The organism is Microcoleus sp. ARI1-B5 (genome assembly GCF_036705795.1).
Taxonomy (GTDB): domain Bacteria; phylum Cyanobacteriota; class Cyanobacteriia; order Cyanobacteriales; family Microcoleaceae; genus Microcoleus.
On record NZ_JAUBVK010000001.1, the window covers coordinates 186,983 to 211,572 of the forward strand.

General features: G+C 45.5%; 21 protein-coding genes. 7 read left to right on the forward strand and 14 right to left on the reverse strand.

What is annotated here, in order from left to right:
• Window positions 1-24: 24 nt before the first annotated feature.
• Window positions 25-1,320 (forward strand): pentapeptide repeat-containing protein, encoded by a 1,296-nt coding sequence (locus QUB63_RS00845; protein WP_332942869.1) that lies wholly within the window; start codon window positions 25-27, stop codon window positions 1,318-1,320.
• A 466-nt stretch (window positions 1,321-1,786) separates the two neighbouring features.
• Here QUB63_RS00845 and QUB63_RS00850 read toward each other — a convergent pair whose 3' ends face one another.
• Window positions 1,787-2,464, reverse strand: a complete 678-nt coding sequence (locus tag QUB63_RS00850) for a TenA family protein (RefSeq protein ID WP_332942871.1) — start codon at window positions 2,462-2,464, stop codon at window positions 1,787-1,789.
• A gap of 55 nt (window positions 2,465-2,519) precedes the next feature.
• Between QUB63_RS00850 and QUB63_RS00855 the strand changes: the two genes are divergently transcribed.
• Both QUB63_RS00855 and QUB63_RS00860 read left to right on the forward strand, forming a co-directional pair.
• A complete protein-coding gene (locus tag QUB63_RS00855) occupies window positions 2,520-4,457 on the forward strand; it encodes a glycosyltransferase family 39 protein (protein ID WP_332942872.1) in 1,938 nt (645 codons plus the stop codon).
• Window positions 4,458-4,504: 47 nt separating this feature from the next.
• Window positions 4,505-5,470, forward strand: coding sequence for a glycosyltransferase family 2 protein (locus QUB63_RS00860; RefSeq protein ID WP_332942873.1), 966 nt, complete (start codon window positions 4,505-4,507; stop codon window positions 5,468-5,470).
• Between the two features lie 121 nt (window positions 5,471-5,591).
• Here QUB63_RS00860 and QUB63_RS00865 read toward each other — a convergent pair whose 3' ends face one another.
• The 9 genes from QUB63_RS00865 to QUB63_RS00905 all read right to left on the reverse strand — a co-directional run bounded on the left by QUB63_RS00865 (window position 5,592) and on the right by QUB63_RS00905 (window position 12,244).
• A complete protein-coding gene (locus QUB63_RS00865) occupies window positions 5,592-6,692 on the reverse strand; it encodes a glycosyltransferase family 4 protein (RefSeq protein ID WP_332942874.1) in 1,101 nt (366 codons plus the stop codon).
• 107 nt (window positions 6,693-6,799) lie between these two features.
• On the reverse strand, window positions 6,800-6,904 hold the full coding sequence (locus QUB63_RS00870) for a DUF6544 family protein (protein WP_332942875.1): 105 nt from the start codon (window positions 6,902-6,904) through the stop codon (window positions 6,800-6,802).
• A gap of 176 nt (window positions 6,905-7,080) precedes the next feature.
• On the reverse strand, window positions 7,081-7,359 hold the full coding sequence (locus QUB63_RS00875) for a hypothetical protein (RefSeq protein ID WP_332942876.1): 279 nt from the start codon (window positions 7,357-7,359) through the stop codon (window positions 7,081-7,083).
• A 418-nt stretch (window positions 7,360-7,777) separates the two neighbouring features.
• Window positions 7,778-8,776, reverse strand: a complete 999-nt coding sequence (locus QUB63_RS00880) for an NADP-dependent oxidoreductase (protein ID WP_332942877.1) — start codon at window positions 8,774-8,776, stop codon at window positions 7,778-7,780.
• 251 nt (window positions 8,777-9,027) lie between these two features.
• A complete protein-coding gene (locus QUB63_RS00885; RefSeq protein WP_332942878.1) occupies window positions 9,028-9,873 on the reverse strand; it encodes an aldo/keto reductase in 846 nt (281 codons plus the stop codon).
• Window positions 9,870-10,007, reverse strand: a complete 138-nt coding sequence (locus QUB63_RS00890; protein WP_332942879.1) for a hypothetical protein — start codon at window positions 10,005-10,007, stop codon at window positions 9,870-9,872. Before QUB63_RS00890 ends, QUB63_RS00885 begins: the two co-directional genes overlap by 4 nt.
• A gap of 14 nt (window positions 10,008-10,021) precedes the next feature.
• Entirely contained in the window at window positions 10,022-10,759 is a 738-nt protein-coding gene (locus QUB63_RS00895) for an SDR family oxidoreductase (RefSeq protein ID WP_332942880.1), read from the reverse strand.
• Window positions 10,760-10,824: 65 nt separating this feature from the next.
• Window positions 10,825-10,983: a hypothetical protein gene (locus QUB63_RS00900; RefSeq protein WP_332942881.1), complete on the reverse strand. Its 159-nt coding sequence runs from the start codon at window positions 10,981-10,983 to the stop codon at window positions 10,825-10,827.
• Window positions 10,984-11,335: 352 nt separating this feature from the next.
• Window positions 11,336-12,244, reverse strand: a complete 909-nt coding sequence (locus tag QUB63_RS00905) for a DMT family transporter (RefSeq protein ID WP_332942882.1) — start codon at window positions 12,242-12,244, stop codon at window positions 11,336-11,338.
• Window positions 12,245-12,405: 161 nt separating this feature from the next.
• On the opposite strand from QUB63_RS00905, the gene QUB63_RS00910 reads away from it, so the two are divergent.
• A complete protein-coding gene (locus QUB63_RS00910) occupies window positions 12,406-13,011 on the forward strand; it encodes a glutathione S-transferase family protein (protein ID WP_332942883.1) in 606 nt (201 codons plus the stop codon).
• Window positions 13,012-13,174: 163 nt separating this feature from the next.
• Here the strand turns inward: QUB63_RS00910 and QUB63_RS00915 are convergent, their stop codons facing one another.
• Complete coding sequence (locus QUB63_RS00915; RefSeq protein ID WP_332942884.1) at window positions 13,175-14,215, reverse strand: chemotaxis protein CheB; 1,041 nt, start codon at window positions 14,213-14,215, stop codon at window positions 13,175-13,177.
• A gap of 293 nt (window positions 14,216-14,508) precedes the next feature.
• Window positions 14,509-15,522 (reverse strand): Gfo/Idh/MocA family protein, encoded by a 1,014-nt coding sequence (locus QUB63_RS00920; protein ID WP_332942885.1) that lies wholly within the window; start codon window positions 15,520-15,522, stop codon window positions 14,509-14,511.
• Between the two features lie 697 nt (window positions 15,523-16,219).
• Between QUB63_RS00920 and QUB63_RS00925 the strand changes: the two genes are divergently transcribed.
• The gene (locus QUB63_RS00925; RefSeq protein ID WP_332942886.1) at window positions 16,220-16,519 is read left to right on the forward strand and encodes a ferredoxin; all 300 of its coding nucleotides are present in this window, start codon (window positions 16,220-16,222) and stop codon (window positions 16,517-16,519) included.
• A 342-nt stretch (window positions 16,520-16,861) separates the two neighbouring features.
• On the opposite strand, the gene QUB63_RS00930 is transcribed toward QUB63_RS00925, so the two are convergent.
• Both QUB63_RS00930 and QUB63_RS00935 read right to left on the reverse strand, forming a co-directional pair.
• On the reverse strand, window positions 16,862-18,517 hold the full coding sequence (locus QUB63_RS00930) for a SpoIID/LytB domain-containing protein (RefSeq protein WP_332942887.1): 1,656 nt from the start codon (window positions 18,515-18,517) through the stop codon (window positions 16,862-16,864).
• A gap of 590 nt (window positions 18,518-19,107) precedes the next feature.
• On the reverse strand, window positions 19,108-20,598 hold the full coding sequence (locus tag QUB63_RS00935; protein ID WP_332942888.1) for an ATP-binding protein: 1,491 nt from the start codon (window positions 20,596-20,598) through the stop codon (window positions 19,108-19,110).
• 215 nt (window positions 20,599-20,813) lie between these two features.
• Between QUB63_RS00935 and QUB63_RS00940 the strand changes: the two genes are divergently transcribed.
• Together QUB63_RS00940 and QUB63_RS00945 are read left to right on the forward strand one after the other, a co-directional pair.
• Complete coding sequence (locus tag QUB63_RS00940; protein WP_332942889.1) at window positions 20,814-22,013, forward strand: hypothetical protein; 1,200 nt, start codon at window positions 20,814-20,816, stop codon at window positions 22,011-22,013.
• Window positions 22,014-22,049: 36 nt separating this feature from the next.
• A complete protein-coding gene (locus QUB63_RS00945) occupies window positions 22,050-24,584 on the forward strand; it encodes a GTPase (RefSeq protein WP_332942890.1) in 2,535 nt (844 codons plus the stop codon).
• The last annotated feature ends 6 nt before the right edge of the window (window positions 24,585-24,590 follow it).

Below are 24,590 nucleotides of genomic sequence, written 5' to 3' on the forward strand. Positions count from 1 at the left end.
TAAAGTTAGAATTTGCCTCAACGCATGACACCAGAACCCAACTCTCCTCAACCCAATCCTCCTAAGTCGAACGTGACTGTAGAAAGCCCTAACGGTGCGATGCCTACTGTGCCGCCGGAATCAGCGACAATCGTCGCTACTGCTGAACCGGAAAAACCGCTGCCGCCGCCGCCTCCAACTCGCAAGGTTTTATTGCCGCAGCAGCCTGCACAAACGACTGCTGAGATGACGGGTTCGGTGCTGACGCTGGCGGCGATCGCCTCGATGATTGTAGGACTGGCTAACGATAGCATTTGGATCGGCTTAATTGGGGCCGTCGGTGCGATCGGCATATCGCTGCGGATGATGTGGCCGAGTTGGGGCAAAATCTGGGTGCAGGTAATTCCGCCGACTTGGCGCACGCTGATCATCTCTTGCTTCGGGCTGTTAGCTGGGATTGTGGGCTTGCTGATGCTCAGCGGTACTAATACTGAACCGGGAAGCCGCAACATCCAAATCAACTGGGATGCTATCGGAGCTCTCGGCGAGTTAATCGGCGCTTTGGGCCAAATTTTGATCGCAATTTTGGGCGTTTATGTGGCTTGGCGGCAGTACGTGATCTCGAAAGATTTAACGATTCAGCAAAATCGAATTACGCAGCAGCAAACGATCGATGCTTATTTTCAAGGGGTTTCGGATTTAGCCCTTGACGAGCAAGGGTTTTTGGAAGATTGGCCGCAGGAAAGGGCGATCGCCGAAGGCCGCACCGCTGCGATTATGAGCAGTGTGGATGCTGAAGGTAAAGCGAAAATTCTGCGGTTTTTGTCGCAGTCGAGATTGGTTACTCCTCTGAAGCGCGATCGGCTTTTAGGCCGCCCCATCCTTGACGGCGATGGCGGCTACGCTGAAGACAGAGATCGCGGCATCCGCGTCATCGATTTAAACGTCATGTTAGCGGGTGCTGACCTCGCTGGCACCGATTTGCGGTGGACGGAGTTGAGCGAAGCGAACCTTGTCCGGGCCAATCTCAGCAAGTGCGATTTAGTCAAAGCAAACCTCTCCCGCGCTATCTTGTACGACGCCAATCTCGCTCGCGCTGACATGAGAGCTGCCACATTATTCTACGGCTCGGCAGAAACTGCATCTCCCCGCAGCCGCACGGAATTTGCCAACTATCAAACGGGCGAATATACCGGCGCTGTGGTTGAACGCGCTGATTTCACCGCTGTCAAGCGGCTGTCGGACGAGCAGCGGTATTATTGCTGCGCTTGGTGCGGCTCGAAGTCGAGAGAGACTATTCCCGGCGGCTGCGAAGGTATTCCCAATAAACTCGGACGTTAAAATTAGCAGTACCGCTGTAGTATTGAGGGATTTCTGTTGCCTTTTATCTGCTTTTTCCCTTACTAATTCGGGGGGCGAGATTCCTCGGAATGCGAGCAGAGGCAGCAGATATTTGCTATCAGTAGAATTCTGTGGATTTTTGGCAGCGCCTATTTGTTGATGGGATTGTTTGGTATATTTCTGCTATACGTTTGGGCCAGATTTGCGATCGGGCTGTGGGTAGCTTAGGGGCGATCGCTCTGAATATCTTTTGGATAAACTTATACCATTTTTCCTCTCATCCTGCAAAGCCGCAATCGTAGGGTGCGTCGCTGTGAACTATCCCTAAATTTCACGCCATATCTAATAGATCCGCACCTTACACATTGGGTGGACGAAACAACCCGGACGTTCGCTCCGCCCAACAATTCTATTGTAGCAAGATTTTTTCCACGCATGGTATTAATTTACTCCAATCCTCTTCCTTCTAGGTAGAGGTCGCTCTTAAACTGTCCCAGGTCAACTGTCCCAGGTCAACTGTTGAATCTACCTCCCAAGCTGCCTGAAAAAAGTCTCTTTCGCACAGCATAGCGTAGCGATAGGTTGCTTCTACTTCGGGCTCCGCTTCTGCGTAGCGATCGACCAAACTTTCGAGCCGTGAAGCTAAAATCTCAAACTCAGGGCTGCTATAGGTGAAAATCCAGTCGCTCAAGGCGTGTTCCGGTATATTAGGCTTAGCTAGCTGCTGTCCCAAAAAAGCATACAACCGCAAGCAAGGAGTCATTGCCGCTGCTGTCAAACCTACACCGCTTCCCCAGGCTGTTGCTAATAAAAAATCCGTGTAGCGGCGGGTAGCAATTCCCGGTTTAGCTTCTTGCAAGTTTACACCCCATTTCGCTGCATATCCTTGATGCAGGTGCAATTCTTCTAAAACGCCGCTGCCGAGATTGTGGAGGATTTCAAATCCCTCCCAGTCAGGTGCTTTTGCCGCAGCGATACTGTAAGCGCGAGCAAATGCTCCCAGAAAAAATGCGTCTTGTGCAACGTAATATGCAAAACTATTTTGGGGGAGGCTGCCGTCAGCAATGCCCCTAACAAAGGGATGTTGCAGACAAGCTTCGCTTAAGTCTTGATTTGCTTGCCAAAGATAATTGGAGGTTTTCATGCGATTTTTAATCTATCGGTTAAGATTGTAGTTTTTAAAGTCCGGCTAAACATCTATGATAACAGATATATTTGGCTTGATTCCATTGGTGGCTCTGGGGCTTTTGTTTCTCATTTTTGAGAAAATAGATAAGTGTTGGCGCAGTGCTATTTTGTCCGCAGCAATTGTGTGGGGAGTTATTGTAGCTTTATCTACTGAAATTTTAAGTTTATTTAGGTTGCTGACTTTTGAGTGGGTGTTGGCGCTGTGGTTGTTAGCAGATATTTTGTGCTCGATTGTTTATCTAAAATTTCAAAGTGTTAAGCCAATTGTTGAGAAAAGTCAAGAGGAGAACTTTTCTAGTGTATTAGCGGGGTTGCTAGGCGGTGTATTGTTTATTTTTGCTGCGGTTGGTTTAATTGCTGTAGTTGCACCGCCTAACAATTGGGATTCTATGACTTATCACATGAGTCGGGTTGCTCACTGGATGCAAAACCGCAGTGTCGAGCATTATCCTACTTCTTACGTGCCGCAGTTGTATCACCCGCCGGGGGCTGAGTTTGCGATTATGCACTTTCAGATTTTAAGCGGGGGCGATCGCTATGCTAATTTGGTACAGTGGTTGAGTATGGTGGGCAGCGCGATCGCAGTTTCTTTAATTGCTAAGCAACTGGGCGCTAAGAAGCGGGGTCAAGTTTTTGCTGCTGTTTTTGCTGCGACTTTGCCGATGGGTATCCTCCAAGGTTCTAGCACTCAAAACGATTATGCTGTATGTTTCTGGGTAGTGTGTTTTGTTTGCTGCGGTTTAGCAGGGCTCGCCGCAGGAATCACGGGGTTTAATACTTTCAAAATTGGGGCGAGTTTGGGTCTAGCTCTCTTGACAAAAACGACAGCTTATATATTTTGTTTGCCTTTTATTATTTGGTTTATTCTAGGAGGAATTAAAGGTTTTCGGGGGAAGATGCTGCAACCAATTTTGATAATAGCCGCTGTGACTTTTGTCTTGAATGTCGGTCACTTTTGGCGAAATTATGATTTATTCGGCTATGCGATCGGAGCGCCTCAAGATTTTACTAAAGAATATAAAGTTGAAGTATTGACGCTACCAACCTTTTTGTCTAATGTAATTAGAAATTTAGGTATGCAAGCCGGTACGAGGATTTCCCGAATTAACGGTGCGATTGTGGGAGTGATTAACATCCTGCACAGAATACTGGGCGTAGCTACAAACGACCCGCGCATCACTTGGCCTCCCGGACAAGTATTTGCGATCGCTACACCGTCATTCAATGAAAACACAGCTACAAATCCCATTCACTTTTGGCTGATATTTGCCGCGATCGCACTTATATTTAACACCCCAAATTTGAGACAAAAAAAAATAGTAGTAACTTATTTAATTTCTGTAATAATGATATTTTTAATGCTGTGTTTTCTCCTAAAATTGCAGCCTTGGCACGGTCGCCACCACCTGTCAATATTTGTATTATTTTCGCCGATATTTGGATTAGCAGTATCGCAATTATCAAATCATAAAATAGCGAATTATCTGGTCGCGATTCTGATTTTTATGTCGCTCCCTTGGATTTTTCACAACCAATTTAGACCTCTCCTGGGAGATGGTAACATTTTTAATAGCAGCAGACACGAGCTTTACTTTGCAAGCCGGCCGAAAATCGAGGTTGCTTACAATACAGCAGTAGATTTTGTTAAATCTCAAAACTGCACGAATATAGGACTGTCATTTTGGGCGAAAAATGTCTGGGAATATCCCTTGTGGGTAATGTTTCCAGAGCCGGGAAAACCAGCACCCCGCATCGAACACATTTCGACGATAGATCCAGTTGTCAAGCAAAAACTCAACTCGGAACCTTACAAAAGTTTTATCCCTTGTGCGATAATTTATTCGGCTATAAAAAATGAGGGCAGACAAGGGAAAGAACTCGTCGTCAAAAATCAAACTTACATACAAAAATGGTCGATGGAGCCGCTGAGCGTGTTTGTGAACAAATAAACTTTTGATTTAACAGTTGACAACCCGATTTTTAAACAGAAACTGCGATGAACGATACACCTAAATATTCCTTGGTAATTCCCATCTATAACGAAGAAGAAAATCTCGCTGAATTGTACCGGCGAATTAGTGCAGTGATGGCTCGCATGGACGGCCCAGTAGAATTAATTTTAATCAACGACGGCAGCCGCGATCGCTCTCTCGAAATTTTGCGAGAATTGCACGAAAAAGACTCGCGAATTTGTTACCTCAGTTTGGCGCGCAATTTCGGCCACCAAATAGCTGTAACTGCTGGTTTAAACTTTTCGATCGGTCAAGTTGTAGTCATCATGGACGGCGATTTGCAAGACCCGCCAGAGCTAATTATAGATATGGTAGAACAGTGGCGGCTCGGGTATCAAGTTGTGTACGCCCAGCGCACTCAACGCCGTCAAGAAGGTTGGTTTAAGCGGTTGCCAGCTTATATGTATTATCGCATTTTGCGCCATCTTGCTGATGTTGATATTCCCATAGATACGGGGGATTTTTGTTTGATGGATCGGTGTGTTGTGGAGGTACTAAACGCAATGCCCGAACGCAACCGCTACATTCGGGGACTGCGCGCTTGGATTGGTTTTAAACAAACGGCAGTTAAGTTTGAACGAGATCCGCGTTTTGCTGGCGAGGTCAAATATACGTTTAGAAAATCTTTGACTTTGGCGATGAACGGTTTAGTATCTTTTTCAAAGGTGCCGCTGCGACTTTCGATTTATTTGGGATTATTTGCTGCATTTGTATCTGTGTTAATGGCTTTTTTGGTTTTGTATTGGCGTCTTTTCTATCCGGGTTCGGCATTAACTGGTTTGACAATTGTGATGATGGCGGTTTTCTTTTTGGGTGCGGTGCAGTTGGTGAGTATTGGGATTTTGGGGCAGTATATCGGGCGGATTTACGAGGAGGTGAAGGGCCGCCCGCTTTATACGCTGGCCGAAGTTGCTGGTTTCGATCCTTTTCGTCAAAAAAATGGTAAATAAGCAGGACTTGTTTACCATCTTGAGGACTTAGCCCTGCGGTTGTATTGTGCGTCTGCTGAATCACCTGAGCCCTTGACAAGCTCCAAAATGTGGGCTGTGGATTCATTATTTTCTACTTGATTTAAGCGGATATAAACTCCTGATGCCATTGTTGAGCGACTTTATCCCAGCCAAATGAATCTTTAAGAGCTAATGCTTCCTGTCTTAAAGATTCTTGTTTCTCAGGATTTTTTAGCAAGTCTATCACTGCTGCAATAAAAGCATTATTAGTTTCCTCATCGCCAGCAGGCCCCTTAATTCTGATACCTGATTTCACAGTTTCATTTAAACCTGCATAAGTTGTCACCACAGGAACACAACCAGCAGCTTGTGCTTTCCAAGCACTAATACAGAAAATCTCCACAGCAGTATGACAAGGATAAACCCAGATTCCAGATTTAAATAATTCTTCTACTAATTTTTTGTGTCCGATTCTGCCATGTTCATAGACATTTTCCTGAGCGAAAATTTGTAGAAGTTGTTTCTTTTTATCTGGTAATTGTGGAAACCTATCACTATAAGGTGAATTAATTAAAGCATCAATTCCTTGCCAACCATAAAAAATATGTAATTCAACATCTGGCACTTCTTTGAGAACCCGATCCCATTGAGAAAGTAAATTTTCAATACCTCTTGTATAATCACTAATTGAAATTAATCTCTTGGGATTTCTAGTAATTCCTGTTAAATTAAAATCTTCGAGATTAATCCCATTGGTTGTTAAAAATATCTTGTCTTCAGGAATCCAGTCTGGCAGCAGAGATTTATGAAAATTTGACAACATAAAAATTTTGTCAAAACTTGCCAGAAATTCTAAACGCTGAGACTCTTCTACTGGAGGAAATAATTGCGGGTTATCGTGCATCCACACAGCAGTTTTTCTGGCTTTCACTTTCATTAGCATAGGTTGTGTCCAAGCGCGATGAAAGATTAAGACATTAAAGTGATCTTGGGAATTAAATTTATCAACAGACTGATAAACTACTCCATTATATTCGCCTTCCATCTCACCGCATCGATTAAAAACAGTAACCTGGTAGCCTAACTTAACTAATTCTTGACTTAAGTAAATTATCGCTTCTTCGCTTCCGCCAATACCTTTATTCACAGATAGAGGAGACCAATCTTCTACATGAAATGGAAAATTGGAATAAATTACAATTGAGTTATTGTCCCAGTTCATGTTATTTGAATTATCCCAATAATTTGACAACAAGATTGTATATCTAAATTAGAGATTTTGTCAAATAAATTTCATGTATCGAGAGTATTTAATTTTGTGTAACTGACTCATACAACATCGATCGCTTCCCAGCACACACCCTGACTGGGTAAGAAGGCAGCGGGATACCGCGCCGCCTCTGCGAAGAACCGCATTAACTCACCTTGAGCCATTTGTAGGGGTAATCCCCTCGCGAACAACCCCGATCCGGGAGTAGCCACTCTTGGCACTACCCCTACAAATCTGTATGAATGATTTAGACAGGCTATAGAGTTAAAGGCTGTGAAAAGTCACCTCAGTAATGAGAAAACCTTCGATTTCTATGTTGAGTTTATTTATGCTTGCGTACTTAGAGAATTTTCGACGCAATCAGCCCAACAAGCGCAATCAGACCTAATGCTCTACGAAAGTAATTAACGCCTTGAAATAATTCTTCCCAAGCCCAAGTAAACAAGGCGCCAAAAGCTACTAGCTCCAACACTAGATAAATTTGACCTGTTGTAAAAATGAGCTTTAATAAACTAGCTACAATCCCGACAGTGAGTGGTAGATTTGGCGGCTGAGCTATGACAATGTTGCCTTCGCTGTCGCGGAAAGTTTGATCGAACAAAGTATTAGTATTTTCCATGAATTTCTCCTCTGTTTAACAAATAACTGCTTTTATTAGTAAAAATCCAGTTATTTATGAACACTGTAATTATCTATGTGTATTTTGTTTACAGTCATTTTATGGTAAAACTAAACAATGTAAATATGATCTATCGATTGGAACAGTTTAGAGGATGATTTTATCTGTAATTGGATACACATCATCATTTGTCAGCCAGGGAATCAAGCTCTACCTAATTATCAAATCAAAGGTAAGAAAGCTCTGAAAGTAGCGTTCTTTCCCAGCTCCCAAATCTTGGATCTGCACCGATCGACAATGCGCCTCTACCAAATACCCAACGCGATCGCTCGATCCAGCCCCAACCCGTTATGCGATCGTGTATCTACCAGATATGCTTGTTGCAGCCGATCGAACACATCAGGCAAAAAGTCGCCCCCTAATCCAACTTCACCACCATCTTGCCAAGATTTTTTCCCTCAAAAAGGCCGATGAACGCGCCCGCAGCCCGATCGATTCCTTCCACAACTGTTTCCTGGTTCTTCAGTTTTCCAGCTTGGAAATAGCCGCCCACTTCCCGTTCAAATTCGCCCTGACGATCGAGCCAATCGCGAACGAGCAGCCCTTTCATCGTCAACCGTTTGCCAATCATGTTAAATAGATTGGAAGGGCCCGGCTGCGGCTCGTTGTAACCGGAGATGCCACCACAAGCGATAATCCGGCCGTGTACCCGTAACGCCGAGAGCGCCGCTTCGAGGGTTTCGCCTCCTACATTGTCGAAATAAACATCAATTCCGTCCGGGGCCGCCCGGTTGAGTTGTTCGAGAACAGGGCCGGCATTGTAATCGAAGGCGCGATCGAATCCGCATTCTTCCAGCAGAAACTTGACTTTCTCCGCTGAACCGGCTGACCCGATGACATGGCATCCGCGCAGTTTTGCCAGTTGTCCGGCCACACTTCCCACCGCACCGGCGGCTCCGGAAACAAAAATCACATCGCCGGCTTTAACCTCTACCAAATTTAACCCTACCCAAGCCGTCATCCCCGTCATGCCGAGGGCACCGAGGTAAACTGAGAGCGGTTGAATCTCGCGGCTAACGGGATGCAACTCTTTCGGCGCTGCGGTGAAGTATTCCCGCCAGCCAAAGTTGGAAGTGACAACATCACCCGGCTTGAATTCCTGGGCGCGCGACTCGATGACTTCGCCGACTGCGCCGCCTTCTAGCGGTTTGCCTAACTCGAAGGGCGGAACATAGGATTTCCCTTCGTTCATGCGTCCGCGCATATATGGATCTACCGAAATGTAGAGATTGCGAACGAGTACCTGCCCGTCTTGAAGCGGCTTTAGTTGGGTTTGGGCGATCGTAAAGTTATCTGCGGTGGGCATCCCCTTGGGGCGGGAGACTAGCTGAATTTCGCGGCTCATTATATTTGTCATGATTTTCTCCTTATTAGGTAGATTTTCAGAACTAGATTGACTTGAGTTTTATCTATTTTTTTTCACATTTACTAAAGGCATGGATGTCAAAGATTACATTTATTCGAGTTGCATTCCTCTGGTTCTCTTAATAAAAAAGTCAACGAAAAAGATTGAGATGGCTGCGGCTAGGGCGTGTTTTATTGACCCGGAGATCCCCCCTAACCCCCCTTCTTAAGGGGGGGACAAGAGCATTTAAAGTTCGCCAAATCCTAACGATTGACGCTGCTCATATCGGGGTAGCGATCGCCCACCGCAATTCCTAATGGCAGCGCTTTCGCAATTTGGTCTAGTTCTGCTTGAGTCAGCGTCACATCGGCTGCTGCAATATTTTCTTCTAAATAGGTGCGGCGTTTGGTGCCTGGAATCGGCACAATGTCTTCGCCCTGCGCTAAAACCCAAGCCAGCGCCAACTGTCCGGCTGTGATGCCCGCTTGGGCGGCCATTTGCTCGATTTGCTCGACGAGTTCCAGATTTTGCTGGAGATTGTCGGCTTGAAAGCGAGGATATCTTTGCGATCGATAGTCTCCCTCCGTTAAGGTGTCGAGGCTCTTGATTTTGCCTGTGAGAAACCCCCGCCCCAGAGGGCTGTAAGGCACAAACCCAATTCCTAGCTCTCGACAGGCGGGCAAAATTTCGGCTTCTGGCTCGCGGCTCCACAGCGAATATTCAGTCTGGAGTGCGGAAATAGGATGCACTGCATGGGCGCGGCGGATGGTGGCGCTGGCGGCTTCGGAAAGGCCGAGGTAGCGAACTTTTCCGGCTTGGACTAACTCTGCCATTGCGCCGACGGTTTCTTCGATCGGAGTGTTTGGATCGACTCGGTGTTGATAATAAAGGTCGATCGCATCTACGCCCAGACGCTTGAGACTGGCATCACAACAAGAGCGGACATATTCGGGTTTGCCATTGACGCCCTGAAAGCTGCCGTCGCTACCGCGCACGTTGCCAAATTTGGTGGCGATAATCACTCGATCGCGACAGTCTTTAATTGCTTTACCGACTAACTCCTCATTGTGGCCGACGCCGTACATATCCGCCGTGTCGAGCAAAGTCACAGTTCTAAGGCGCGATGGATGGTAGCGATCGATTCTGCTTCATCTGGGGTGCCGTAGAACTCGGACATCCCCATGCAGCCCAGTCCTAATTCCGAGACTACTAATCCTCGATCGCCGAGTTTTCGCTCTTTCATGATGTTCTGTGACTCTAAAGTTCTTGACGTGTCGGACGGATAATCATTTCATTAACATCAACATCACCGGGCTGCTCGATCGCATAGGCGATCGCCCTAGCAATGGCATCTGCATCAATGGCGATTTCATAAACTGCATTCATGCTCGCTGCTGTATCTGCATCGGTAATCGTGCTGGTCAACTCAGTAGCAACGGCTCCTGGCGAGATATTAGTCGATCGGATTTCACCGTTTGATTCTAGTCGCAGCCCTTCAGAGATCGCTCGCACCGCGTACTTAGTGGCACAGTAGACGGCCGATCCGCGAAACACCTTATGTCCGGCTACTGACGATACATTAATCACGTGACCGGACTTTTGCTGGCGCATAATCGGTAGCACCGCAGCAATCCCATACAGAACGCCCTTGATGTTGACATCGATCATTTGATCCCACTCTTCCACCTTGATTTGATCGAGGGGAGAGAGCGGCATCAAGCCGGCATTATTGACTAGCACATCGATCCGGCCGTAGGTACTGAAAGTTTCCTTCGCCAAGGCTTCTACCTGCACGCGATCGACCACATCGGTAACTAGGTAGCTTGCAGTTCCGCCCGATCGGGCGATCGCTGCAACCAGTTCTTTGAGCCGATCTTCGCGGCGGGCACCTAACATCAGTTTGGCTCCACTAGCAGCAAGTCGCTTCGCAGTCGCCTCACCCAATCCACTGCTGGCCCCGGTGATAATGATTACTTTGTTTTGAATCTCAGACATATTGACGGAGGCCCATTATTGAGTGTGGGTAATGTTTAAGTTGAGTACAGGATTATTCAAACAGCTCAATTAGCTTGTAGAGCGATCGATGTTTGTGTCCCAACAGCGTAACTAATCCGAACCGCTATCATGACACCGTTTGAGTTCTGTCCGGTTAAAACGACCGTGGGTGAATCGATCGTGCGAGCGTAATTCACCTCATCTTTACCTACTTCAATTACCAAATCATCTCCGTTGCTAGGGCGATCGTAGAGAAGAGAGAGAAGAGGTGCGTTGTCAATCAGTTTTGCATCACCGATTTATCATTTCATGATGCGGAGTTATTGCCATCAGTCTTAGGTTAAAGATGCGAATAAAGTTTCAGAAAATCGTCAACCCGAGCGATGTCTTCCAGCATAGTGAGGCGCGAGACTAGACAATTCACGATCGCGCTGCGCCACTTTACATCTGTCTTTAGATAGAATAGAGTAGATATCTGAAAGTCCATGATTATAGTCAGTAGTCTGCTCAGAGACTGTTGAGAAAAAGGCTGCGATCGTTTAAGTGATTCAAACTAAAGTTAATATCTCGATCGCCTCACAAATCCTCTGCCCGCTTAATTGATGCTTTTTTACCCGCAGCTACGCTGGCCACAACCAAACAGGCGGTGACTAGGGCGATCGGCTCCAGAGTTTCACCAAGCAAAATTGCCGAGGCTAGAATCGTCAAAAATGGTTGCAACAACTGAATTTGACCTACCCGGGCTACTCCACCAATTGCCATACCGTGATACCAGGCAAAAAATGCGATAAATTGACTAAAAATACTCACATAAGCAAAACCCAACCAGGCGATCGGTGAAGCTATCAACCCTTGTTTTAAGACCACAAAAATTGTGGGCAAAACCTCGAAAGGAGCGACAATCACCAATGCCCAACTAATAACTTGCCACCCACCTAAAACCTTAGCTAATCGCCCACCTTCAGCATAGGCAAAAGCAGCAGCAATTACAGATCCAAACAAAGCTAAATCTGCGGGCTGAAGCTGTCCAGCACCGCTAATAATTCCAAAAACGACAACGGTTGTACTACCGACAATGCTAGCAATCCAAAAAGTGACATCCGGGCGATCGCCAGCTCGCAAAACTCCCGCGATCGCTGTTGCTAAAGGCAACAATCCCAACACCACAGCACCGTGGGCGGCAGGTACTTGCTGCATAGCCCAAGCCGACAGTACGGGAAATCCCAAAACCACTCCCAATCCGACAACTAATAAACTCCGAAATTGCTGTTTTGAGGGAATGGGTTGATGCGTTATCCGCAGAGTCAATGCTGCTAGTATAGCTGCTACCAATCCGCGTCCCAAACCTACAAAAAGCGGGTCTAAATCGCTCACTGCTGCTCTGGTTGCTGGAAGTGTCAAACTAAATCCAACTACGCCCAAAAAACCGTAAATTAAGCCGATAGTTTCTGAATTTAAGTGAAATTCTTTCCAGTATAATTTCATTGAGTCTCCAATATTGATGAACTTGGGCGATCGGGGTTGCACCTTAACCATATTACTTCTGAAAGTAGCAATTCTGCTCTTACCCGCCAATGCTACAATAATCTGTAAACTTCTTTCTTTCTTAACTCTGCGTTCTCTGTGTTCTCTGCGGTAAAAAAAATATGTTTAAACTTTACGAATATTCTCCGTCTGGGAATTGCTACAAAGTCCGCTTGCTTTTAACTCAGATCCATCTTCCCTTCGAGCGGCGGGAAATTGATATTCTCAAAGGAGAAAGTCGAACTACCGAGTTTTTGCTGAAAAATCCTAACGGGCGTATTCCTGTTTTAGAAATAGAACCGGGTCAATTTCTGTTTGAATCGAATGCGATTATGTTTTACTTGAGCGAAGGAACGGAGTTTTTCCCCAGCGATAAATTTGAACGCGCTTTAGTGATGCAGTGGTTGTTTTTTGAACAGTACAGTCACGAACCTTTTATTGCTACTTCTCGTTTTTGGTATTTGACAGGGAAAGCTGAGGAATATCAAGCAGAACTTCAACAAAAACAAGTACCGGGTTATGCTGCTTTGGCGGTGATGGAACAGCATTTAGAAAACCATGCTTTTTTTGTAGGCGATCGCTATACTATTGCTGACATCGGTTTATTTGCTTACACTCACGTTGCGGGCGAGGGCGGATTTGATTTAACGAGATTTCCCGCAATTCAAACTTGGATAAATCGAGTAAAAAATCAACCTCGATATATCAGCATTACACAATTAAATTAAATTTAAATGAGGCTAAATATACTATACGTCTAGAACATTACCGTCACATTTCTCAGTTGTCTAAAGTAATAAGTGCTGCGCCTTAACGAGTAAAATTTTACGCGGCTGTAAAACACTCGTTAAGCGTATTGCTGGGTGGAAATAAAACGCGATCGAGGTTGAGTTACTGTGGCTGCTCTTCATCTGTTTCGGCAATGTTTTGTTTCGTGGCAAAGCCCTTGAGAATTATGCCTCGAATCAGTGATACTTCGCCATCCAGGTTTTTGGCGTGATCTTGGTATTTTGCTGCCGCACTGTGTAAATTGTAATTTTTCATTCGCTCAGACATTTGACGCAAAAACGTGACCTTTTCCTCCATTATTTGAGCTGCCGACCATAAGGCCTTCTCCAAATTCTGAGTTTGCTCTGCCAGAAATGTATCAGCCGTATAGGAGTGCCCCGTGTGACAGCGAAACCGCAGCGGCTCTGATTTGTCAACTTGCCAGATGCTGCCGTTGCATTCAGGGCAGGTGTAAGTTGTCCGAGTCCCGATCGCTTCTACATTCTCTAAAAGCTCCTTAGTATTCATTTGCTGTTGGGCAATGTTAGATTCAATTTCGATCTCTTCGGTCATGGGGTAGGCCTCTTGCTCGGCGGCAGGTTGCTTTGATAACTGGACTAGCAGGTGTGGGATTTCTGCCAGCGGCAGGCAGCGATCGACCTTCACATATCGCAAGGCACTTTTTGGCATACTGGGGTATTCTGCTTCTTTTGGATCTTGGACGATCGCCACTCCGCCCCGTTTCTTGATTGCCTGCAACCCCACGGTGCCATCATCCAGATAGCCAGTCAGTACCACACCCACCACGCTTGAACCATAAGCACGAGCGGCTGAACGAAATAAGCTATCGATGGCGGGTCGAAATCTATTTTCTTTAGGCCCATGCACCAGGCGCATTGAGCCTTGATTGAGCAACAGGTGATAATCCGGCGGCGCGACGTAGATTCGCCCTTTTTGAATTGGCTCTCCGTCGGACGGGTGAGATGCCGGGAGAGAGCCTACATCTGCCAGAATTTGGGGAAGAATGCTGGACTTATCGGCTGGGAGGTGCTGAACAATAAAGATGGCAGCATCTATGTCATTCGGCAGAGTACCGACGATCGCGCCCAGTGCTTTGAGTCCGCCTGCCGAAGTTCCAATAACGATAATGTCGTGTCCCGGCATAAATTCCTTTTTTTTAGTGACTGAAAGCAGCCTAATGTTATCTATGTTTTTTGAAATTTTTAGCACAACGAAAGCTGATGTTTGGCAGCAGTGACAAAAGGGTCGTCAAGGCTCAAACCTGCATTCTACAGTGCTTTTTGTTCTAAATATTTTTGCTCGCAGGCATAACTCTTTAATTTAAGTTAGAGTACGAACTACTATATATAGACTCTGGCCATTTTACTGTAAGGCGCCGCGGCAAACCTTACCCTATACATAGCATAAAAAACGATTTATTATTGCGTCAGTCCTATTTATAAATGGCTAAGGGCGACATTTTGCCTAATTTCGCTCGATATCCTCGCAGCATCTGCCACCTTCAAAGCGTACAAACTACTTGTATTCTCGACGTACAAAGGCGTACCGTGTAACAAACAGTCTAACACCATGTCCGTATCTTTCGCAAACAAACCGCGCCGCGTTCCTACTTGAATCATCTGCCTATTTTCTCCCTGAATTAATTGACCGGATTCGGGAGTAAAAACCAGCGTTCCCTCTTCCCCGTAAATTGTAAAAACGTTTTCCGACTGCCAAAATGTGTCGCCTTTGCCGTAAACAGCTTCAGCCAAAACCCCATTAGCAAAACGCAACTGCGCGTTGCACAAACAAGCTTTATAAAAATCTGGCTTAGTGTCCCAAAATTGAGTTTGACAGTTAACGCTTGTCACTTCCCCGAACAAATCAGTAAATCTGTGCAGTCGAGAAATTGCACCGATTAAGGGAAAACCAAATAGGGAGTGTTGATAAGTCCAGCGCTCAGGTACGGAACGCACAGAAGTAATAGTAACGTAGCGGGCGTAAAAAACTTTACCGATTAATGGCAAAGATTCTTTGATGGAGGAGTGCAAGCCGCCTAACAGTTCGATGTGTTCGATGTGGAGGAGTTTTTGCTTTTGGGCGGCAAGTTCGATCGCCCTTTCTGCTTCAGACACGTCTAAAGATAGAGGATATTCCACCACAACGTGCTTGTCATTTTCCAGCGCGGCGAGGACGATCGCCCCGTGATCGCGGTTCACAGTACAGACAATTACCAAATCTAAATCGTCTCTTTCAACCAGCTTGCGCCAAGAAACCTCAGCTTCCGCCCCGAATGTTTGACAAAATGCTGCGGTTTTCTCCGGGTTGCGGCCCGCGACTGCTACCAAGTTCGATCGCGCGTCAGCTACCAGCATCTCGGCCCTCAACTTAGCAGCAAAACCAGTACCCACAATCCCCACGCGAATTGGAGAATTTACTGCAAAACCAATGCCAGTATTAATTTGAGTCATAGGATTTTAGATTTGAGATTTGAGATTTTAGATTTTAGTATAGTTAAAGACTTGCAGCGCAGGGGTTCACAGTTCCATCGCGCAGATTTTAGGCTGTGGTGCGATTTAGGCGGGCTTTCAACACCAAGTCTGGTGCGATCTATGCTAACCGCCACATGGCGTGAGGACATAAATAATCTCATGAATAGAGCCGATACCCGTTAAGCATAAATGGTTTGATTCCCGTACTGTGCAACTGTCAACCCAACGACTGCGCTGACTGACAAGCCCTCAAGCGGTCAACTGTCCACTGTCAAGCAGTCAACTGTCAACTGTCCACTGTTCACGGCTGGCGGGGACAAACTCCAGCAAGTCTGGCTGAAAGTCGATCGACATACCGCATACCAAAAGCCCGGTTTTTTGGGCTTTACGGCTCTAAACAGGATTTTTAAGAGAAACTGGGTTATTTTGCGCAAGTCTTGCGGCAACAGTATCACACGGCTGAGCCCAACATAGGTATAAGTAATCAAGATGAAATTAGAAAAAGTTATAACTAATCCCATTCAAATATTTTGTAAATAAGTGTTGCAACCTTGCTTCTTTCCCCTACTATCAAAAAGGGAACGAACCTAAGAGCTCACCTCAAAGCTAATAGAGCATTGAAGGTTGCATTAGGAAAAATTATCAATCTTGTTGAATTTTTGAGAGGATTTAGTGCATGGCAACTTACAAAGTTACCCTCATCAGCGAAGCCGAAGGAATTAACCAGACCATTGACGTTGACGACGATACTTACATTCTTGATGCTGCAGAAGAAGCAGGACTAGACCTCCCCTACTCTTGTCGCGCTGGTGCTTGCTCCACCTGCGCCGGCAAAATCACAGCAGGCGAAATTGACCAATCCGACCAATCTTTCTTAGATGACGACCAAATTGAGGCCGGAATGGTTCTCACCTGCGTCGCCTATCCGAAGTCTGACTGTACGATAGAAACTCACAAAGAAGAAGAGCTGTACTAAAAAAGGACGCTCTGCGTGATACCCTAAGAAACCCGGTTTCTCGTTTCCAGAATTAAGCCCAAATACGGCAATTATGTTAAGAAACCGGGTTTCTGCGTCTAAGACTGTAACAAAGCCGCCAGCAGTCTGTCACTCCCAGCTACGAATTCCTAGCTGTTTGAGCAGATAGCTGACCAAATAATTTTAGATTTTAGATGCCCGATTTTAGATTAACGGTGAAACCCGTCTAGAATCCAAAGTCTAAAATCTAAAAGTTTTACGACTGATATTTAGTCCGCAAAGGCGGACTTTGTTTGTTTAGTGGCGAATTAAATCGCCGACTCTTATGGCGACTTCGATCGACTATTCGCGCCAAAATGTAATTGCATCGCTCAGCGGCACAACTTGAGCGCCGGGAAAATAAAAACTCAGAATGCGAGATCCACTCCAGCCCAAATTAGCTAAATTGTAAGAGCCAGTCTGACTCATTCCCACCCCGTGTCCGAAACCGCCTCCGACAAAAGCATAACCGTTGAGAGTTTTGTCAGGATTGTAAATTGGATCGAGGTAAAAAAGCGTGCTAATCGGCGGGAAAAAAGCATTGCGAATCTCATCTTTATCGATATCGATGGGGCCCAAATCAGTTTGTACCTTCATTTGCAAAACTCGACCTGCGACCGACCTTTCCACCACTTCAACTTTTGTGAGAGTTTTAAAATTAGCCAGCGGGTGCTTTTTCTTCTGAAGATACTGTTTGAGAAATCCACCAATCGATGTCAATGAAGCTTCTTCGCGCCAGCGGAAGGTGTCTTCTTTTTCCTCATTAAACCCTGCTTTCAGAGTCATAAAACGGCGGAAGTTGTTTTCGTCAGACAAGCTCTGCTTTGACAAATCCCAGACATTCTTGGGGGAATCGACGATCGATCGCAAATACGGACGTTCCGGGCCGTGCCACACATCGCCAAAAGTCGCCGTCACGCCGCCGCTAGACGCGGAATAGAGCGCGTCTACGAGCTGATTTTCGTAAGTTAGGACTAAACCGCTCGTTTGGGCGATCGCGCGATCGCTTTGCGGGTAAACCTCAGTCAAACCCTGATAAACTTGACAGTTAACATCAGCGCACAACTCGTAATTATCCACAGCAAACCGGCGCAAATTTCTCAGGGCGTAAGTTCTCGCCAAAATAGCTTGAGCGACAATCGAAGCGTAAGGCGAAAAAGCCCCAATTTCGTGAGGAACAACACCGCGCAAATAAGTTTCCGTCGGCACTTCATTGACTAAAGTATAAGTGCCGTAAGCATTTTTTTGCAGGCGCAAGCTGCCGCCATAACGGCGAGTTTGTTGAATTGCTTTCTCTGGTTCGGTAGCTGTCGCCTCTTGGGTAGTTTGTTCCAATACCTCGATCGCATTTTTCCCCGCAGTCACATCTAACTCATTGCGGTTGAAACGAAAGCCGTTTAAAACCCAAAATGCCTGGGGTATTTGTTTAAAAACTTTCGTATCTAAAAAAGCTGTTTTGTTACCTTGAGCTTGCAAACTTTGCAACAGCCAGCGCCGCACTATAGGAGAATTGTAAGTATCTCTTTTCGCCCAAACTTGCCAGCGCAAAGGTTGAGCAATTTCCACATCAATTCCCTGAGCGCGCCACTGATTGGCGCTATCTTCTGCACTCTCGAAACTGCGGTGGGAGCTCAGAACAACTCGTTCTTCTACTAATGGCGCTTCCAGAGGTTTATTGGCTATTTCTAGCTTGATGCTGGCAGCAGTTTTGGTTTCTGTGCCTTGAGGAGTTTTGTAACTTAATGTTAAGCTATCGCCCGGTAATGCTTTCAGCGTGAGTTTGTCGGTTGCTTTGGTACCGAACCGCTGCACCACGCCGATTTTGATGGCTCTATTTTGGGGAGTTTGGGCGTATCCCGCAGCGCTGAAAATGGGCAACAGGCACAATGCGGCGAAAACAGTGCTAGAAATGCAGCTAAACCATTTGTAATGGGGAGTTGGAGGTGCTTGAGCGGACACAGTTATCTATCTCCCGATAGTTGAAATTTGGGGATTTTTGATTGTACGTTAGCACATTTGGCGGCTGCGGAGAGCGGAATTCCCGAAGATAGGCTGGTTTGGTTGCGAGAATTCTCCTCATGTAAGCGTGTCATTGCGAGCTCACGAGCGTTGCAATCGCAAAAGGCGTGTCAACAATCGCGTTAAACCCGAAGTCCGGCAAGGGTTGAAACCCCTGCCTCAAAGCTGAAGTCCTCTGAAGAGGACTGATGATTTCTTTAGTCCTCTTCAGAGGACTTTCGCTATTAGACAGGGGTTTTAACCCCTGGCGGTCTTTCGGGTTAAGCGGTCTTTCGGCTTAAGTTCACACTAATAGACAATGACGTTTCCCTACCCCAGCATCTGTACTTCACTCAACTAACAACCGGAATAATAGTCGTAGGGTGCGTCGCCTGCGATAAATCCCTAAACAAGAGCGACTTTTCGAGTAGCGACGCACCTTGCAAAATAGTTGTGCTCTGGTGAAACCGGGTTTCTTCCTAGATTCATCGCTACTAAACCCAAAATTTCGCAGAAACCCGGTTTCTAGCCTCCCATGAGAAGCCCTGAAACTATCCAAACTTTAGAAACTGGTTTTTCAAATACTCCATCAATACAGGCTGGAGTGTGAAAAGCGTTTTCTCACCTTGTTTCACTTTTTCAATTAATAAACGCCGTCCCAAGGATTGCACAGCTTGTAATAAGGCTGATGGGGATAATTCGAGATTGGCTGAAATTTTTGATATTTCAACTGGTTCGACTTCATTAGCTAACCAGGATATCACTTGTTTTTCTGATTCAGATAGGCGATCGCACTGCTGGTGCAGCAGAGATTCTAAATCACCTAAAAATAGGGTATCATAGGATAGAAACTCGGAAACGCTGCCGCCGAATAAATCTTGAATCATAGTTGCAATTATATTTAACCAGAGGGGATTGCCTCGGTAAAGGTCAATCAGTTGTGACCATTTCTCCTCTTCTGCTAATCTTTTTTCTCTGAATATTTCCCCTGCTTCCAGGCTTAAACCGTTGAGTTGCAGCGATTTACATGGGCGGTTTTCGCCTTCTAGGGCGGCAATTTCTCTGGGTTTTTCCCAACTGAGTAAAATTAAGCAACTGTTGTGGGATGATTCGGCTAGTTGTTTGAAGAATGTGCCGTAATTTTCATAGCCCGGTTGGTAGTGGCCTGCGAGTTGTTGAGGAGTGAAAATCGTTTGTAGGTCATCGAGGATTAGGAGACAGCGGTGCGATCGTAAATAGTTGATTACCCCCCCCAACCCCCCCAAGCTTCGGGGGGGAGAAAGAGGTTGAATCTCTTCGCCGCGCCTGGGAGAAAGAGGTTGAATCTCTTCGCCCCCCCTTGATAAGGGGGGGTTGGGGGGGTTAGTTTCTTGCTGCTGGGAGAGGAATTTAATTAAGTCGGTTTGGAGTGTTTGCAGGGGTGGAGAATTGCGGAGGCTGCGGTAAATAATATAATCGAATTCGTGTTTAATTTGTGGGATTAGTTGGAGAGTAAGGGCAGTTTTGCCAATACCGGATAAGCCGTATATGGTGATGAGGCGGGTGCGGTTTTGCAAAATCCACTGTTTGAGGGTGGTGAGTTCGGATGTGCGGTTATAGAATAGGTTGGGTTCTGGTGCGTCCCCTAAGTCTAAATGCACTTTTGGTTCGGAATTGCTTGTTTTTTCGTTAAATTTATCCTTGTCTTGCGGTTCAGTTTGTGAGACTTCTGGGGAGTGCACATTTTCTGCGGAGATGTTGCCAATATGGATGCAGCCATTCCCCACGAGTGAGACATTCCCAACTCGTAAATTTTCCAGCTTTGCTCTAAAATTTGCTTTACATACTTGTTCATCACCTAATGCAACTGACAGAAGCTTCCACAATTTGAAACCAACTTCTTTAACATATTTTTCTGAACGGTGGTGTTCCTGTGCAATTTCTTTATATTTTTGATTGTCCCAAGCGCCGCGCAGTATAGCCTTTTGCAGACTATCTAAGTGTTTTCCTGTAGTAGTTAAAGCTAGATGGTCTGTAAATTTTAAGGCTTCTTCAACGTCCATCAGTCAGGCATATGCAAGGGGTTGACCTGATTGTAACCCAACTAAATATGACTTTTTTAGTAGCAACCAGCTAAATGTGACTTTTTATGACCTAGTTGGGATGGAAAAAACTACTAAATATGACTTTATATGGCTTGAAAATTTTTGGGAATTAGGAAATAATTTATACTTAAAGCAGAAAATGTTAGGCTCAGCGCTAGTTGTATCTACCTGTTATGACACAACCGAATATTCTGGAACTCGCGAAACAGGGAGATGCAAAGGCGATCGCCCTTCTGCTGAACCGCCAGCTACAAGCTAAGGGTATCACCGCCGCAGCTTCCCTTAAGGATGGTTGTTTGCAGGTGATGCTGGAAGCGACAGAAGCGCCTAGTCAGCAAGCCCTAGCTGCGTGGGTGAGTAAGTCGATCGCTGGTTTGGGCGCTGCATCGATTGATAAAGTCAAGGTTTACGGGCGACAGACGGGGGCGAAGGTGCCGGCGTGGAGTCAAGAGTTTGAAGTGGCGGGGCTAAAGTTGCCTGTTACGGATGTTACAGAGGGGCGGGCAAGTGCTAGTGAAAATACGGAGTCAAATCAGCTTAGTTTGAAGGAACGGGCTAAGCTTGGGGATGTGGAGGCGATCGCATCTCTGTTAAATCTGCCGTTGCAAAATAAGGGAATTACGGCGACTGCGAGTTTGCAAGACGGTTGTTTGCAAGTGATGCTGGAGTCGGATGTGGTTCCTGATGAGGAGGTTTCTATCAGGATTGTCCGCAGGGAGTTGACGAATTTGAAGGCGGGGGCGATCGCATCTGTGAAGGTTTACGGGCAGCAGGTGGGTGAGGATTTTCCGGCTTGGAATCGAGAGTTTGAGCTAAAGGCAGAGGTTAGTTCAGATTCAAAAAAATTATCAACAGATAAATTTGCAAATTTGACTGAGCTATTGACTCCGATTATTGATTTGCTTAGAGAACGAAAATTCAAAGAATTGTTAGACATCGGCAAAAATTATCTTAATGAAAATCCCGAGCGTCAAAAACGTTTGATTGTAGTAGGAGTTATTGTCTTAGCAACTATAACCTTTAAAGGAATACCTTTTTTAGGTTTCAATCACAATATTAAAGGTTCACTAACACTCAAGGATGACTTCTTCGGTGGAGTGGGTCAGTTTTGTAATGGAAAAGGAGGTTACGGGGATATTAAAAGTGGTAGGCAGGTGCTAGTAAAAGATCATAAAGGAGAAACTATTGCGACTGGAGAGTTAGGCATAGGTAAAATAATATCTGATAACCACTGCCAATTTGCTATCGAAGTGAATGGGATACGAAAAGCAGAGTTTTACACAATTCAGATCGGTAGGCGAGGCGATCTGACATACTCATATCAAGAGATGGAGGAAAAAAACTGGGAGCTAAACGTGTCTTTGGGTGATTGATTTACTGTGACCAATCCAAATATTGAATAAATTAATATGTCTGACCTAATCTCAAAAACCACCGAACACCTAGACTACCCATTCCTATTAGTCACGCACATGGTATGTGCGGATCAGCAGATTCACAGTGAAGAGTCGAAAGCACTACGCGAACTAGCAACGCAGATCGGCGCTTCTCAACGCACTCTCGCTGAGATGGAAAAAATTCTGGCTCAAGACGAAAACCAGCTTTCTGTAGAGGATTTAGCTCGGAAAGTGTTGCCCGGTGAGCAAAGTGAGGCCATGTCGCAAATGTTGGCGATCGCCTATGTTGACGGTTTCTGTTCAGCATTAGAGCGGGAGATGGCGGAACAAGTAGCACGGATTTGGAACTGGCCAACGGGAGAAATACAGCGACAGCTTGCAGAAGTAGGAGCCTTCACTGATACCCGATTTATAGGCGAAGACAATCAGCAAGAGAAACTCTCTATCGGTGCGCGTTTCCTTAAAGGGGCTGATTCTCTCCTTTCACGCGCATTGGTGGATAATGTAGCAAAACTCACTGGGAGTGAACAAAAAGTTGAGCAAATACGACGGGAAATCCTGTTAACTGGGCCAGAATATGACGAGGCAATTCGTCAGTGTGCAGTCATCGCTGATGAAGATTACAAATTTGCCGAATTGGCACTTAAAAGAGCTTTACTAGCACTTTCCAATTTGGGCAAAAATATTCAACTGGCTATCGAAGACATCAAACATAAAACAGGTGGTAAAGGTCAGGCTACCACTGCTAAGGAAGTCGCCAAGCAACTTGAGGATACTAGAAACTCTCTGAGTGCCGAGATTATTAAAGAAATTGAGGGTGTACGGGAGTCGCTTCGGGCCAAGGAACGCGCTCTCAATCATTTCAGCATCACATTTATGGGCAAAACTAAGGCGGGGAAAAGCACTCTTCACGCCATCGTTACAGATGATGGATGGGATGCGATCGGTGTAGGCAAGCAGCGCACAACTCGGTTTAATCGGGTGTACGAGTGGAAGAATATCCGCATCATTGATACTCCTGGGATTGGCGCTCCCGGTGGCAAAAGTGATGAAGAAATTGCTAAAAGTATTATCGACGAGTCAGATGTAATTTGTTATGTCGTGACAAATGACAGTATCCAAGAGAGTGAGTTTGCTTTCTTGCGGTTACTAAAGGAAAAAGCCAAGCCATTAATTATTCTACTGAATGTCAAGAATAACTTACGCGATTCTCGACGGCTGGAGCATTTCTTAAAGAACCCCGATAAAGTGTTTGTGATGGATGGTCAAAGTGGGCTAGGTGGACACATTGATCGTATCCGTCGCTACGCCCAAGAGCATTATGCTAATGACTACTTCGATATTGTTCCTGTGATGTTGCTGGCGGCGCAGCTTTCCCGCGAACCAGAACACGCAAAGAAGAAACAGGAGCTTTTTAAGGCAAGTCGGATGCAGGATTTTCTTGATTTAATTCGTGTATCTCTGGTTAATCATGGCGCAATTCGGCGCTCTCAAACTCTTCTAGGTTCTACCGTAGGCGCAATTGATAATCCTTATAAGTGGGTAAATCAACAAGCTTTAGTCTATGAAAAATTGACAGAGACGCTGAAAAATAAGCGTCAGACGATCGAAAAGCAAATCCATAGAGCAGGAAGGGACAGCCGTGAATCTTTACAGCAACAAATCGTATCAATTTTTCAAGATGCTATCAATGCTATTCCATCCTTTGCTGAGGCTTATTGGGAATCCAAGGAAAATCAAATGAAGTCTGGATGGGAACAAAAATTAAAGTCTATCCGATTTGAGGAACGCCTGAAAGCCGCATCTCAAGAGAATGGCGAAAAATTTAACAAAGAAGTTCAGGAAGTTCTTGAAGAAGTCGGAAATGAATTAAAACTAATTGCTCAACTAGAAGGTGGTAACTTTCAATTTGTCGAGCAGGATTCTAAGACTTTCAATAAACTAGCTTTTAAAATAGGTAGCATTCTTCTTATACCTTTAGCAGGACTAGCTTTAACACCTCTTGGTTTACCTGCGCTTGCTGCGACTGCAATCGTAATGGTTAGTGGTTTGATGATCAATTGGCTTGCCGATCGCTTTAAATCAAAAGATCAAAAGCGTAGCGAGGCTGTTAAAAACATTTCAACTTCACTAAATGAGCAATTGAGCAAGCATAAGCAAGCCACACTCAGAGACGCTGAGGCTAACTTCAGCAAGTTTTGTGATGCTGTTGCCGTGAATATTGATGCCTACTTTGCGGAGCTAATTCAAGGACTAGAGGCGATCGCGACTCAGCTTGAAGAAGCAAAAAAGAAGTTATCAGAGACAGAAAATTATCTAAATCGTGCTTATGCCAAGCGAATTATTGACTGGTGTGTTGAAGAAAACGAACCTCTCACAGATGAGCGGATCGCCGAAACCATTGCTAAAGTTCACCGAGATTTCGGGCGTAACATGAAGATTGTAACAAAATCGAAAGTTCAGCGACTAAAATTACTAGAGGATATCAAACACATCCTTCAAGAGGATATTTCCTTTAGCTATCTCAAATCTACCAAAAAAAACTAAACTACC